At 45.0% G+C, this 13,561-nt stretch carries 11 protein-coding genes and 1 tRNA gene; 7 read left to right on the top strand and 5 right to left on the bottom strand.

Annotated elements, in window-relative coordinates:
• Positions 1–5 precede the first annotated feature (5 nt).
• The 3 genes from AC1DCV_RS11240 to AC1DCV_RS11230 are packed head-to-tail and all read right to left on the bottom strand — an operon-like array spanning position 6 to position 5,832.
• Complete coding sequence (locus tag AC1DCV_RS11240) at positions 6–1,424, bottom strand: efflux transporter outer membrane subunit (protein ID WP_477023272.1); 1,419 nt, start codon at positions 1,422–1,424, stop codon at positions 6–8.
• Between the two features lie 26 nt (positions 1,425–1,450).
• Positions 1,451–4,624 (bottom strand): efflux RND transporter permease subunit, encoded by a 3,174-nt coding sequence (locus AC1DCV_RS11235; RefSeq protein WP_477023271.1) that lies wholly within the window; start codon positions 4,622–4,624, stop codon positions 1,451–1,453.
• Between the two features lie 35 nt (positions 4,625–4,659).
• On the bottom strand, positions 4,660–5,832 hold the full coding sequence (locus AC1DCV_RS11230) for an efflux RND transporter periplasmic adaptor subunit (RefSeq protein WP_477023270.1): 1,173 nt from the start codon (positions 5,830–5,832) through the stop codon (positions 4,660–4,662).
• A 524-nt stretch (positions 5,833–6,356) separates the two neighbouring features.
• Here AC1DCV_RS11230 and AC1DCV_RS11225 point away from each other — a divergent pair.
• Positions 6,357–7,796: an RICIN domain-containing protein gene (locus AC1DCV_RS11225; protein WP_477023269.1), complete on the top strand. Its 1,440-nt coding sequence runs from the start codon at positions 6,357–6,359 to the stop codon at positions 7,794–7,796.
• Between the two features lie 42 nt (positions 7,797–7,838).
• Here AC1DCV_RS11225 and AC1DCV_RS11220 read toward each other — a convergent pair whose 3' ends face one another.
• Complete coding sequence (locus AC1DCV_RS11220; protein ID WP_477023268.1) at positions 7,839–8,345, bottom strand: GNAT family N-acetyltransferase; 507 nt, start codon at positions 8,343–8,345, stop codon at positions 7,839–7,841.
• A 158-nt stretch (positions 8,346–8,503) separates the two neighbouring features.
• Between AC1DCV_RS11220 and AC1DCV_RS11215 the strand changes: the two genes are divergently transcribed.
• The 4 genes from AC1DCV_RS11215 (at position 8,504) to AC1DCV_RS11200 (ending at position 10,851) form a co-directional block, all read left to right on the top strand.
• On the top strand, positions 8,504–9,382 hold the full coding sequence (locus AC1DCV_RS11215) for an MBL fold metallo-hydrolase (RefSeq protein WP_477023267.1): 879 nt from the start codon (positions 8,504–8,506) through the stop codon (positions 9,380–9,382).
• A gap of 126 nt (positions 9,383–9,508) precedes the next feature.
• Positions 9,509–9,582: transfer RNA gene (locus tag AC1DCV_RS11210), tRNA-Pro, on the top strand.
• A 295-nt stretch (positions 9,583–9,877) separates the two neighbouring features.
• A complete protein-coding gene (locus tag AC1DCV_RS11205; protein ID WP_477023266.1) occupies positions 9,878–10,450 on the top strand; it encodes a Crp/Fnr family transcriptional regulator in 573 nt (190 codons plus the stop codon).
• 77 nt (positions 10,451–10,527) lie between these two features.
• Positions 10,528–10,851 (top strand): YdhR family protein, encoded by a 324-nt coding sequence (locus tag AC1DCV_RS11200; protein WP_477023265.1) that lies wholly within the window; start codon positions 10,528–10,530, stop codon positions 10,849–10,851.
• Between the two features lie 269 nt (positions 10,852–11,120).
• Here the strand turns inward: AC1DCV_RS11200 and AC1DCV_RS11195 are convergent, their stop codons facing one another.
• Complete coding sequence (locus AC1DCV_RS11195; protein ID WP_477023264.1) at positions 11,121–11,621, bottom strand: hypothetical protein; 501 nt, start codon at positions 11,619–11,621, stop codon at positions 11,121–11,123.
• A gap of 203 nt (positions 11,622–11,824) precedes the next feature.
• Here AC1DCV_RS11195 and AC1DCV_RS11190 point away from each other — a divergent pair, with 203 nt between their 5' ends.
• On the top strand, positions 11,825–12,397 hold the full coding sequence (locus AC1DCV_RS11190; RefSeq protein ID WP_477023263.1) for an RNA polymerase sigma-70 factor: 573 nt from the start codon (positions 11,825–11,827) through the stop codon (positions 12,395–12,397).
• 88 nt (positions 12,398–12,485) lie between these two features.
• Complete coding sequence (locus AC1DCV_RS11185) at positions 12,486–13,481, top strand: FecR family protein (RefSeq protein ID WP_477023262.1); 996 nt, start codon at positions 12,486–12,488, stop codon at positions 13,479–13,481.
• Positions 13,482–13,561 lie beyond the last annotated feature (80 nt).

The raw sequence follows: 13,561 nt of genomic DNA, 5'->3' as shown, positions 1-13,561 counted from the left end.
ACTTCTTACTTCCAGCCTCCACCCAATGAGCGGTAGAGGTCAACTGTTGCGCTCAGGCGGTCGCGCTGCAGGGCTGCCAGGTCTAGTTCACTTTGTAATACATTGCTTTGGGCGGTGATGACTTCCAGGTAGGTAGCCATACCACTTTGAAACAGCAGGCTGGCATTCCGGGTAGCGCTTTGCAGCTTTTCTACCCGCACCTGCGTGATCGCATGCTGCGATTGCAGCTTGTCTATTTTTACCAATGCGTCAGACACTTCTCCTACGGCGGTGAGCACTGATTTTTTAAATTCAAGTGCTGATTTCTCCCATTCTATTTTCGCTGTTTCCCAGTCTGTTTTTAATTTCCTCCGTTGGAAGATGGGCTGTGTAAGACTGCCGCCTACTGTTTCAAAAAGGCTGCCTGGTATATTTAACCAATTACTTGCTTTAAATGAGTTGACGCCTGCACTGGCGGTGATATTCAATGCCGGGTACATGCTGGCGCGGGCAGCACCGGTGCGGGCATTGGCTGCCTGCACTGCCAGTTCCGCGGCATGTACATCGGGCCGTTGTGTTAATATAGCTGCCGGAATGCCTGCCGATAAAGGCAAATCAAAATGTACTGCTTCCAGCCGGCTGCTGCGGGCAATGCCGCCCGGCAGGTTGCCGGTAAGTATTTGCAGTGCATTTTCCTGCAGGATGATTTCCTGCTCTATTTTCGGTAGCAGGGCTGTAGCTACCTGTCGCTGGGCCTGTGTTTGCTCAATGGCCAGCGTATTGATTTGTCCGGAAGTAAATTGCAGTTGCATAATTTGCAGTGTACTGTCTGTCAGGGCCAGGTTTTTAGCGGCTATTTCTCTTTGTGTATCCAGCATGAGCAGGTTGTAATATCCCTGCGCCACATCACTCACAATGCGGGTTTGTACTGCTTTCGATGCTTCTGCTGTTTGCAGGTAGGAAGCCAGCGCTGCTTCTTTCAGCCGGCTGATTTTTCCCCAGGCTACCACTTCCCAGCTAAGTCCCAGGTTAGCGTTATAGTCGTCCATGTACTTGGTGCCCATGTACTGTTCCGATAAAGAGCCATTTAAGCTGTTTTTAGACGGCCAGTTACGATTAGCCTGCACCTGAAGGTTGAGTTCCGGTAAGGCGCCTGCGCGGGCTGCTTTGGCCGATTGTGCGGCAGCTGCCACGTTTTTCAATGCCACCTGCAAATCAAAGTTGCGTGCCATGGCGCTATCGATCAGTGTTTGCAATACCGGGTCTGTGAAAAATGTTTTCACTGGTAGGAGACCAATATTGTTACTGTCGGCCGGCAACGTGGCGTTGCGATATTGTTCGGGTAAAGTGGTGGCCGGTCTGCTGTAATCTTTGCCCACCCTGCAGGCCGTAACTATGCTGCCAAACATAGCTACGGTCAGGAAAAGTGATATATGCTTGTTCATTTTTTTTCTGTTTTGGGAGATGAAGATTAAACGGTTGTTGCTGCCATCGCCGGTTCATGTACCGTCACCTGTTTTTTACCGGATACTTTCTCCTGTAAAAACTGGAAGATGACGAACAACACCGGGATGACGAATACACCGAGTATGACACCGGATAGCATACCGCCGGCGGTACCAATACTGATAGAGTGGTTACCCAGTGCAGAAGGACCTTTTACCGTCATCAGCGGAATCAGACCTGCCACAAAAGCCAGCGATGTCATGATGATAGGTCGCAACCTCAGTTTCGCGGCTTCCAGTGCAGCGGACAACAGCGGCTTACCGGCATGGCGGCGTTGTACCGCAAACTCCACGATCAGGATGGCATTTTTAGCCAGCAGACCTATCAGCATCACCAGTCCTACCTGTACATAAATATTGTTTTCTATGCCCGCCATCCGGATAGCCAGGAACACGCCCAGTATGCCCGTAGGAATGGATGATAATACGGCAAGTGGCAACAGGTAGCTTTCGTATTGTGCTGCCAGCAGGAAGTACACAAAAACGATGGCCAGGGCAAATATCATCACCATCTGGTTGCCGGAAGTAGTTTCTTCCCTGCTCAATCCTGTCCACTCGAAACTGAATCCGGCAGGGAGTTTGGTAGCGGCTAACTTTTCTACCGCCTTGATGGCATCACCAGTACTATACCCTGGTTTAGGCATGGCGTTAACGCTGATGGAGTTGAAGAGATTATAGCGGTTCATCATCTCCGGTCCATACATTTTCTTAAGTGTAATGATACTGTTTACAGGCACCATCTGCGCCTGGTCATTTTTTACAAAAATGCCTTCCAGGCTGGCGGCGTTATTCCGGGATTCAGGAGTAGCCTGTACCATCACCCGGTAGTATTTACCGAAGCGGTTAAAGTCGTTTGCCTGGTTACTGCCGTAATAGGTCTGTAAGGTCGTCATCAGGTCACTGATGCTAACACCCAGTTGTTTGGCTTTCACCGCATCCACTAATATTTCGTATTGCGGGAAGTCTGCTTTGAACATGGTAAAGGCGGCGCCTATCTCCGGTGTCTGCATCATTTCACCAATAAACTTGTTGGCGGTTTCACTGAATTTTTCCATTGATCCGCCGGTACGATCCTGTAATACGAGTTCAAGTCCGCTGAACGTACCAAATCCGGGTACTGTGGGGAAGGTAAACACGCTGAACGTACCTTCTTTAATAGTGCCCAGCTGTTGATTTAACAGCCCCACGATGCCATCTATCTGCTGCATTTTACCACGTTCTTTAATGGGCTTTAGTTTTACGAAACCCATGGCATACGCGGGGCTGGCGCCATTACTAAGAATATTATACCCGGAGATGCTGGTGGTGGATGCTATCATGGGCATATCTTTCAGGACACTATCTGCCTTACGTAATACCTGGGTAGTACGATCCAGTCCTGCACCAGCAGGAAGCGACAGAGAAAATGCCACAAAGCTGCCATCTTCATTCGGGATAAAACCTTTGGGGGTTGTCAGCATCATCCACGCCGTAGCAGCGGTGATGAGTGTCAGCGCGCCCATGCTCACCCATTTATGTGCGATCAACCATTTTACACCACGGGTGTATTTATTGGTCATGGTTTGGAAACTGGTATTGAATGCCGTGAAGAACCTGCCCGCAAATCCCTGTTTCGCATGTTCGCTGCCATCTTCACCTGCATGGGTGTTTTTCAGGAACAGTGCGCAGAGCGCAGGACTCAGCGTCAGCGCATTTAATGCGGATATCAGGATGGCGATGGCCAGTGTAAAGGCGAACTGCCGGTAAAATACGCCGGTAGGGCCTTCCATGAAACCAACAGGCAAAAATACTGCTGCCATCACGAGTGTAATAGATACAATGGCGCCGGTGATTTCACTCATCGCTGATATGGTGGCTGCCTTTGCCGGCAGATGTGTACGTTCCATTTTACTGTGTACTGCTTCCACTACCACAATCGCATCATCCACCACAATACCAATGGCCAGTACCAGGGCAAACAGGGTGAGCATGTTGATAGAGAAACCCATCATCAGCAGGAAGAAGAAAGTACCAACCAATGATACCGGAACAGCGATCGCCGGAATCAGGGTGGATCTGAAGTCCTGCAGGAACAGGAATACGATCACAAATACCAGGATGAATGCTTCCACCAGGGTAGACTTTACCTGGTTGATGGATACATCCAGTTGTTCCTTCGTACTCATCGTTACATCGTATTTTATTCCTTTGGGGAATGTTTTGGCCGCTTTGTCCATCACCGTTTTAATAGCTGTTTGTATGGCGTTGGCGTTGGAGCCATTGGTCTGAAAGATGGCCATCGTTACCGCATCCTTTCCGTTTACACGGTTGTCGGTGGTATAGTTGGCGGATCCCAGTTCTATGCGGGCTAGGTCTTTCAGGTATAGTACGGAGCCATCAGGAGCTGCGCGGATCACTATTTTTTCAAACTGTTCGGGCAGGTTGAATTTCCCTTTGTAATTGATCACATAGGATAATGGTTCATCGGTGCCTTCTCCGAATTTACCCGGCGCAGCTTCTACGCTCTGGTCACGGATGGCCGCCATCACTTCTGCCGGCGTAACGTTGTACGCGGACAGCTGTGCGGGTTTCAGCCATACCCGCATGGCATAGTCTTTGGCGCCAAAGATTTGCGCCTGGCCTACCCCCGGGATACGTTTGATTTCCGGAATTACATTGATCTTAGTGAAGTTCTGGAGGAACGCCTCATCATATTTATTTTTATCCTCGCTGTAAACATCCAGGATCATGATCATACCACTCTGCTGTTTGGTGGTAGTGATGCCGGCCTGCACTACTTCTGCGGGAAGCTGGCTGGTTACCTGTGATACCCGGTTCTGCACATTTACAGCCGCCTGGTCAGGATCTGTTCCCAGCTTAAAGTAAACGGTGACGGAGCCTACGCCATCATTGCCGGCATTCGACTGGATATAAGTCATATTCTCCACGCCGTTGATGGCTTCTTCCAGTGGGGTTACTACCGCACGCAATACCGTGGCGGCATTACCGCCGGGAAAGGAGGCGCTTACCACTACGCTGGGTGGTGCAATGTCGGGGAACTGGGTAATGGGCAGGCGGGAAAGGCCTACCAGCCCCAGGATCACCAGGATAACGGATATCACCGTAGCGAGTACGGGACGTTGTATTATTTTATTCAGCATAACTCAGTATCTTTTTGTGCAGCGGAGCTGCGCACTTATTTTCTTTGTGTTTGTGCGGTGTCTGTCCTGGTACCGGCAGGTATTACCGGGATGCCTTCCATCAGGGTTTCGATGCCGGCAGTAACTATTTTATCGCCACGTTTCAGCCCATCTTTTACAATGAATTGATCGCCATTGCTGCCTGCGAGTTGTATTATCCGCCGTTTAACAATGTTGCTGTCACCCAGTTCGTATACAAATACCTTGTTCTGCATTTCCAGGGTGGCAGATTGTGGTACCTGGATGATACCGGTATAGAGTTGTTCTATTTTCACTTTCCCGGTATTGCCAGAACGTAGTGTGGCGGTGGGATTCGGGAACGTAGCGCGCAAGCTGATAGCCGCTGTGGATTTATTAAATTGGCCATCTACCATTTCAATACGTCCTTTCTGCTGAAATATATCGCCGTTGGATAATATCAGTGTAACGGGGCGTAGCTGATGTAGTTGCTGTTGCAGCGTATTGCCGGAAGCGCCTTTGCTGAAATTCATGAAGTCGTTTTCGCTCATAGAAAAATAGGCATATACTTCACTGATATCAGACAAGGTGGTGAGCGGGGAGGCGTCTGCTTTTCCAACAAGGTTACCTACTCTTTTGGGTATACGGCCAATGTAACCGCTTACGGGGGCTTTCACCAGTGTAAACCCAACATTGATTTGTGAGGCGGCAACGGCAGCCCTGGCCTGCTCTACATTGGCTTTGGCTGTTTGCAAAGTGGCCATGGCCGTTTTTAATTGCATTTCGGCCACTACTTTATTTGCTACCAGCGGTTTTACCTTGTCTACTTCCAGTTCTGCCGCCGTGACAGACGACTCCATCGCATGCAGGTTTGCCATATCCTTATTCAGTTGTTCCCGGTAAGGGCGGTCATTTATCTGGAAAAGGGATTGACCGGCTTTTACAAAGCTACCTTCGTCTACAAATATTTTATCAAGATAACCATCTACCTGTGTACGTATATCTACATTTACCTTGCCTTCCAGCATAGCGGAATATTCGCTGCTGGTGATTGCGCTGGTGGTATCCAGTGTGATAACAGGCAGCTCTGGCGCCGCTGCTGCGGCGGCATCTGATCCGGCGCTGGCGCTGCAACCATAAAGTGCAGCCGATAGTAAGCCTGCTATCATCAGTCCGGGTAATATATTGCTGTAAGCTGTTCTATACTTCATTGCCATCTGATTATTTTTTGCGTAATGGAGAACAAATATCAATCGCGGAGGCAGGTGGGCGCAGGAGAAAGTAAATGAACCGGAAAAAAAGGGGGATGAACCGGAAAAAGAACGGAATGAAAATAAGCTGTCTTTTATTTTGGGGCGATGATATAGAAATGGTTAGGATGAATACGATAAGTATTTTCTAGTGGCCCTTGTAAATTCAACACATTTAATGTAGATTTATAATCACATGAAAAGTGGGGAGCACTACAACGCAGCAATGAAGCGACATCCCCAGGAGCAACCCAAAATAGATGAAAGGCCCGGTGAACAACAAAAAGGCACTATCCAAACCAGCACTCATGAATCAGTTTTCCCATTTACATTAACCATTCAAAACAGTGCAATGAGAAATTATTGTGCCCGTATCTTTTTGCTATTTAATTAACCAACCAATAACTATGACCCTGTTATGAATAGCGCATTAATAATGCTGGCTACCAGCATTTATTTATTGTAAAAACCAAAAATTCCAAACAATGAAAAAAAATCAATTATTCCGGCTGGCCGCCGCCACGCTGAGTATTGCCTGTATCATGGCTTCCTGCAAAAAAGATCAGACCAGCTCCAACACCAATGAAAAAATGAAGGCCCCACCGGACAAAATGGTACAAACTCCTTATGGTATGGTGTCTGCTGATCATGTATTTGAAGTGGATAATAAAACCACTGCCAGGATAACAAACGGGCGGTTGCAAAAGGTGGAAATAGCTTCTGGAAAAGTGATACAGGACATCGGCGCATTGTCAAAAGAGGAGTTAACCGCCACTAATCCGTATAAATATGCGGCGAAATTTAAAAGCCCGGTCAGCACAGGCACTGAACGCATGGCATCAGCAGCTGCTGTTGACGGGACTAACTACCCCGGCTATACGGTAGTGGCAGCAGCCAGCAACATCAAATCTTTTTCTACTAACTGGATTGTTCCCGGTGTACCGCAACAAGCCAGCAGCACAGCCACCACCTTTTTGTGGAATGGTATTGATGGTGGTGCACTGCAACCAGTGTTGATGTGGGGAGGGACTGCAGGCGGTGCATTTTATGCCATTGCCAACTGGTATTTTTTAGCAGGTAATTATTTTCACGGACAATACGTAAATGTATCTCCAGGCACTGCATTGCAAGGGGTTATTACCTACATTTCCAACGATGGCACCAACTGGGTATATAAGGAATCATTTACCGGATATCCCGCAGCAGATGTAACGGTAACACGTCCTACAGAAGCCACGGGTGTGATAGAATGCTGGGAAGCATATACCAATGATATTACCCAGTGGCCCAATGATCCGTTTGTAAGCATGAACAACATAAAGCTGACCACGCGTACAGGCACGCCACCAGCTACTTTTAACTGGTCAGTTTCCGGTGGACCCATTACCACACCTTCCGGTAATAACAGCGTAATTGTAAACAGCAGCACCAGCAACGGCGAAATTGATTTCTATTTTGGAGGCAGCACAAGTGGTGGCATTATTTCGGGAGCTACTTATAAAATTATTTCCGCTACCAATAATACCAGCTTACTGGATGTAACCGCAAGCGGCACCGCCGATGGAACCAAAGTAGAATTATGGAGTAATAATTCGCCATCTACGAATAATCAACAATGGAAAGTAACGAGCATTGGCAGTGGCAATTACAAATTACAGCCGCTGCATGCGCTTACCAAAGCATTGAATGTAAATGGCGGAGGAACTGCCAATGGTACACAGGTAGATATTGCTACTGATAACGGGAGTACTGCACAACAATGGCAAATCATTAGTGCCGGTGGTGGATACTATAACGTAAAACCCCTGGTGGCAACAGGGTCTTCGCTTGATGTATACAGTAACAATACCGCAAATGGTACCAAGATAGAGATCTGGAGCAGCAACACTTCTAATGCGCAGAAATTTAAATTTGTGCAGCAGTAAAGAAATAATAAACCGGAGGCAATAACAGGCACCTCCGGTTTATTACAATGGTATTTCAAATAAGCTGGAAGTGCCACCCTTGTAGTGCGCTGGCAGTTCCGGTGCATCGCCGGTAGCGACAATACCCAGGTAATTGAATCCGCAGCTTACATAGTAATCATTCAGTTTGTTGTTGCCACTTCCTGTATCCATTCTGATAAACTCTTTCCTATTCTCTGCTGCATAAACTTTAGCCCAGTCCACTATACTTTTCACGTAACCATTACCCCGGAAATCAGGATGGGTGGCTATACGGTGAATATAAATGGCCGGATCTTTATCCTTTTCTTTCCAGATAAAGGGATCTTCAAAAGCAATGGAAAAAACGCATACAATCTGGTTGTCTGCTACGATCTTCCACAATCTTTTTTCACAGATTTCATTTTCTATCAGTGTCCTGTCAAATCCCAGCCAGTGCTTCTGGGCAACTTTTTTTTGCAGGATGGTGCCCGCATCATACAAGCTGAATATGATGTCGATGTCTTCGGTTGTGCCGTTGATAATTTTCATGATAAAGTATGAATTTAGCGATGGTAAAATTCAAACTTTAATGCGAATTAAAACAGATTCAGTTTTGTTTATTTATACCAGATCAGATTTGAGATAAGTCTTTATAGAGAGGGTTTACTGTAATATATCTATCTTTATAATATAACAATAGCTGACAGATGAAATTAACAATATCAGGATACTCTACTGCATTGTTTTCTACCTGGTATCTTTTAGAAGAACTGGGTATTTTAATGGATGCAGGTGATGGACTAACAGCCGCATTATTACAGAAGAGCAGGAAAATTAATTATGTTTTTATTTCGCATGCCGACCGGGATCACCTGACCGGATTATTGCAACTTAACCAGTTAAATGCAAGGGATGGTTTTCCAGTGATCTGCTATCCACGCGATAGCAAATCGTTTCCGGCCATGGAAGAATTCTTAAAAAGATTTGATCCAAATACGACAGGTGTACAATGGAAGGCCGTTGCTCCTGGTGACGAAATATGGGTGAAAGAAGACCTGGTGGTGGTACCTGTCCGCAATGAACATGTAACCACCGACAAAAATATCATCAGAAGTCTGAGTTATAAAGTGATGCAGGTAAAGCAGAAAGTAAAACCGGAGCTGGCTGGTTTGCCGGCATCGGCACTTAAACAGCTCATCATGGACAAAGGCAAGGAAAGCACTACCATGGAGGTAAGGACTAACCTGGTAGGGTATTCCGGCGATACACCCGTAGCAGATCTGCAACGATGGGATCAGTCGGGCATACTGATACATGAAGCCACTTTTTTGGCCAGCGAGGGAGACGTGAAAATGATTGCCCATAAAAATAAGCACAGTAAACTGGAAGAAGTAATGGAAATGATCAGCCAGATTTCTGTGCAACAACTCATCCTGGGGCACTTCTCCTCAAGGTATTCAGCGGAACAGATAGATCGCAGCATCAAAGATTTGTGCGGGAAATATGCGATAAATATCCCCGTATTCCGGTTGTTGCCCGGACTAACAGTGAAGGATATATTATCCGGGGATCCGGTTAATAAGTAATGTGGTGGCTGTTTCTAGAGATGTGTATTTGTTGCCGGAAATTTATTTTGCTAAAATTTTTTCACAGGATTTGTTTTTGTGAACTTTTATTTCCTACATTTGCATCCCGCTACAAAAGGTCGGAGACGGGGCGTAGCGTAGCCCGGTATCGCGCCTGCTTTGGGAGCAGGAGGTCGCAGGTTCGAATCCTGCCGCCCCGACAAATATACAAATGGGAATAGATGCGACTAAATAGGTCCGACTATTCCCATTTTTGTTTAAAATCATCTTTCAACTTCCCCCAGGTTTTCAACTTGATCCCTTGATCCTCCCTCCCTGCTTAGGTATAAAACCGACTTGATGGGTCAACGGCATATAATGTTTGTCGCCATTGCCCGGTTAACACAGTTTCAATACTTAACTTACAAATGACCCTTTCTTAACACTTTGACTATCTTTAGATAAGAATACCTTCATTTTTTCCTTTGCATTTTTTTAGAAGAAATTTTTTAAATTATGAATAGCTTACCACTTCAGGATTTTCTTAAAAAGAATACACTACTAAATGAAGAGGAGTCAGAAGAGGTGGCCAGAGCTTTTAAGTTTATAAAGGTTCGCCGCAACCAGGTAATAGAGCGGGAGGGAAGTATTTGTGGACATTTTTATTTTATTAATAAAGGCTGTCTGAGATTATATGAAATTGATAAAAAAGGAAATGAGATAACTGCCTATTTCGCTTTCGAAAACAGTTTCATTACTTCAATTACAAGTTTAATTACACAAAAACCTTCGAGAGATATACTTATTTCGCACGAACCTTCAGAGCTCATGGTTATTGACAAAGCATCGTTTTTTAATCTGACCGAAAGATATGCTCAATTTAGATTGTTTTATAATAAGACGATTGAATTTGCCTTTATCCATGCTCAGATGCGGATCTACAGTTTTCTTGGCATGGATGGAACAGATAAGCTGAAATGGGTATTGGAACATGAACCTTTGCTGCTGACAAGGATTTCCAGTAAGGCTGTGGCTTCTTATTTAGGCATGACAAACTCCACACTCAGTAAATTGAAAGCAAAGCTCTGAAATGTTGTCATATGACAACATTTGCGGCTAATCCTTCTCCTACTTTTGTTTTATCATTTAACAGCAAAAAAAATATAATGAGTAATTCAATCAGAAGGGTTTTTCTCTATGGAGAATTTCAAACTGTTGTTCCGCAGTTTACCAAGGAATTATGGAGTATGGTGAATGAACAACTTAAAGAAGTGAAAGGATTGGTAGCGAAAACATGGCTTTTGGGCATTGGCACACACACCATAGGTGGGTTTTACGAATTCGACTCTGAAGAAAACGCAAGGGAGTTTGCTACCGGGTTATATGCGCAACAAGCGAAAAATGCAAATGCCAGTCTGACGGTGAAAATTTTTGATGGAGATACTGTAGAAGAGGCCAGCCGTGAGATGGGATCACCCTTTTACAAATGATCGTGAGCTATCCATTATTGCGATTTGAAATTGCTTCGACCACTTCATCCAGGGACTATTGTGTCCGCTTGCATGCAGAAAAGATCAATTACGGCCAAATCTTTCATTAAAAAGTTCGAAATGTTTCCAGTCGTCCCGACTTAGAAAGGACAAAATGGAATTATTCCCGTTTTGTCCTTTTTTATTTTAGCCCAAATCCTTGTCCCGTACATATATCAAGCGTATCGCTTCATTGATGAGATTAGTTCGAAATGAAAATCCGTCAAAAGTTATTCTGGAGGCGTCGAACTAATTACTTCCCGCTTCTTTTCAATATCCCCGGTTTCATACGCATAATCCAGCTTTAAATGGTTGTTCATTCCCTTGTCCGGAAGGCCGCTAATATTTACCTGGTCTTGGTCAAACCTGCTTAATTTTGCTTCCGGCTTTTCAGGTTTACTGCTGTACTCCGTTTTCATTTCCCGGAAATCGGCAGGCGCTATTTGACTGAAGGAAAGTAAATCCGTTATATAAGATAGCTTTCCTTCCTGCTCCTTTATTTGTAGTTGTAGTTGTTTCTGATCGTTCTGCAAATTGAAGAAAAGTGGAATTCCACCCGAAAATAAAGAAAGCTGTGATAAGCACTCACGAAGAAAAGCATATCTGTTAACAGGCACATTATTTTGCTTATGGTGTGATGGGATTTTTAGAAAGATAATTATTAATTGGGATAACTTGCAGTCATGGACCCGATGAATGACCTGACGACAGCAGCGCTGATGCAGCGGCATGCTGACGTGCTTTTCACCTATGACGCCCGCGGACGGATGCTGCTGGCCAACGAACCCTGGCCCGACCGAGGCCCGGCATCTCTGTCCTTTCTCGGCCTTCCCGTAACGGGTACGCCTGTAAGGCAATCAGGCGTTTATAGTCCCAAGGGTATCTTATAGTAAAATTTGTATGTGCTAATTAGTATATTCAATACTGTCTGGATATGGAAATGAGTTATCAATCGCCATTTAAGGGAGAAATAGAAAGCTTTAATCAGTTGTTCAGGGAACATTATGCCGCATTGAGAGCTTATGCGGGTTTATTGGTAGGAGATACCACCGCGGAAGACGTTGTTCAGGATGTTTTTCTCCAAACCTGGCAAAACAGAGATACAATTAACATTCATACCTCAGTTAAGGCCTACTTGTTCAAATCAGTTTATAATCGTTCTCTTAATACCCTGAGCCGTTTAAAAATGCGACATGGCAAGCAACAGGAAATTGAATATACATTAAAAATTCAGGAAGCCCTTCTATGCGATCCTGATAAGAATCCGGTCATTCACAAATTATATAATAATGAATTAAGGGAGGAGGTCCACCAGGCAATAGAAAGTCTCCCGGACAAATGCCGGGAGGTGTTCAAATTAAGTTACCTCGATGATTACAGAAACAAAGAGATCGGCGAAATGATGAGTATTTCGGTCAGCACTGTTGAAAAGCATATTAATCATGCCTTGAAAACATTACGGAAAACACTTCTTCATCTCAAAGCGCTGTTAATGAGTTTCTTATAATTTCTGACCTCCGCAATTTTTTTTTGCCGGAGGTATGGAGGTTTTTGTGAGGTCAACTGTCTTATAACAGGTAGAAAAGCCGTATAAGATGAACGAACAGCTTAACGAACTAATAATGATCAGGTATCTGCAAGGTACCTGTTCTCCGGAAGAGAAGCAGTTATTTGAATCCTGGCTAAAGGCTTCTGAACAAAATCGTCATCTATTTTATGAAACCCGGGTATTATGGTATGCTTCCAGGATAGAATATTTCGGCTCGGAGGAGCAACTGGCCAGAGCCCTCGCCATCCTTACTGAAAATATTCGGCGTAAAGGCGGGCAACATAGGAAGAAAATATACCTGCAATGGGGCCGTTATGCCGCGATACTCATAGTTGCAATGGCTGTTGCCTGGTTCTTCCTAGGGCAGCATCATTTTAATAAAAACACTGAAGCCTGGCTCACCGCTTCGGTAAAGCATACAGACAGCAGCAAGCTGGTAGTGCTGAGTGATGGAACCCGGATATGGTTGAATAGCAATAGTACCATATCATATCCCCGTCAATTCCTAAATGGTACACGGACCGTATCGCTACAAGGTGAAGCGTATTTTGATGTAACTCATGATTCATCCCATCCTTTTATAATACACACCTCGAACATAAGTATTAAAGTATTAGGCACCAGCTTCAATGTTCAGGCTTATCCCGGAGAAAGCCAGGCCGAAGCTGTATTAATAAGGGGAAAAATCGCTATTGACGACAGTGTAGGAAATAAGCTTGCAGTGCTTGTACCGGGGCAAATCGCCCGCTTTGAAAAAGGCGCTCACAAGCTAACGGTGCAAAATGTAAATACCGATGCTTACACCAGCTGGCGACATGGGCAGATAACGCTGGGGGCCGCCAGTCTTAATACTATTGTCAACAAATTATCTGAATTATACCAGGTACATTTTTCGATTGATCCCTCTGTAACCGACACCATCGGATATAATTTCACTTTCTCCAAGAGAAAAAAAGTAACGGAAGTCATGGATATGCTGTGTTTTGTTGCTCCTATACGTTACCAGATCCAGGGAAATGAAATATTGATCACCAGAAAATAAAAAACCGGTAATATGTTACGAGCATATTTACCGGCTATTATAATTTCATCAACAAAGCGTCCAAGCATTATTGACTAAAT

It is taken from the genome of Chitinophaga sp. 10T418 (assembly GCF_056394125.1).
Note: the sequence above shows the minus strand (reverse complement) of the source record. Positions and strands in the feature narration are given on the sequence as shown.

What these genes read in the sequence shown, in the direction of transcription:
- AC1DCV_RS11240 (WP_477023272.1), bottom strand. Translation starts at nt 1,424, where the DNA reads ATGAACAAGCATATATCACTTTTCCTGACCGTAGCTATGTTTGGCAGC.
- AC1DCV_RS11225 (WP_477023269.1), top strand. Translation starts at nt 6,357, where the DNA reads ATGAAAAAAAATCAATTATTCCGGCTGGCCGCCGCCACGCTGAGTATT.
- AC1DCV_RS11205 (WP_477023266.1), top strand. Translation starts at nt 9,878, where the DNA reads ATGAATAGCTTACCACTTCAGGATTTTCTTAAAAAGAATACACTACTA.
- AC1DCV_RS11185 (WP_477023262.1), top strand. Translation starts at nt 12,486, where the DNA reads ATGAACGAACAGCTTAACGAACTAATAATGATCAGGTATCTGCAAGGT.
- AC1DCV_RS11235 (WP_477023271.1), bottom strand. Translation starts at nt 4,624, where the DNA reads ATGCTGAATAAAATAATACAACGTCCCGTACTCGCTACGGTGATATCC.
- AC1DCV_RS11220 (WP_477023268.1), bottom strand. Translation starts at nt 8,345, where the DNA reads ATGAAAATTATCAACGGCACAACCGAAGACATCGACATCATATTCAGC.
- AC1DCV_RS11230 (WP_477023270.1), bottom strand. Translation starts at nt 5,832, where the DNA reads ATGAAGTATAGAACAGCTTACAGCAATATATTACCCGGACTGATGATA.
- AC1DCV_RS11190 (WP_477023263.1), top strand. Translation starts at nt 11,825, where the DNA reads ATGGAAATGAGTTATCAATCGCCATTTAAGGGAGAAATAGAAAGCTTT.
- AC1DCV_RS11215 (WP_477023267.1), top strand. Translation starts at nt 8,504, where the DNA reads ATGAAATTAACAATATCAGGATACTCTACTGCATTGTTTTCTACCTGG.
- AC1DCV_RS11195 (WP_477023264.1), bottom strand. Translation starts at nt 11,621, where the DNA reads ATGCCGCTGCATCAGCGCTGCTGTCGTCAGGTCATTCATCGGGTCCAT.
- AC1DCV_RS11200 (WP_477023265.1), top strand. Translation starts at nt 10,528, where the DNA reads ATGAGTAATTCAATCAGAAGGGTTTTTCTCTATGGAGAATTTCAAACT.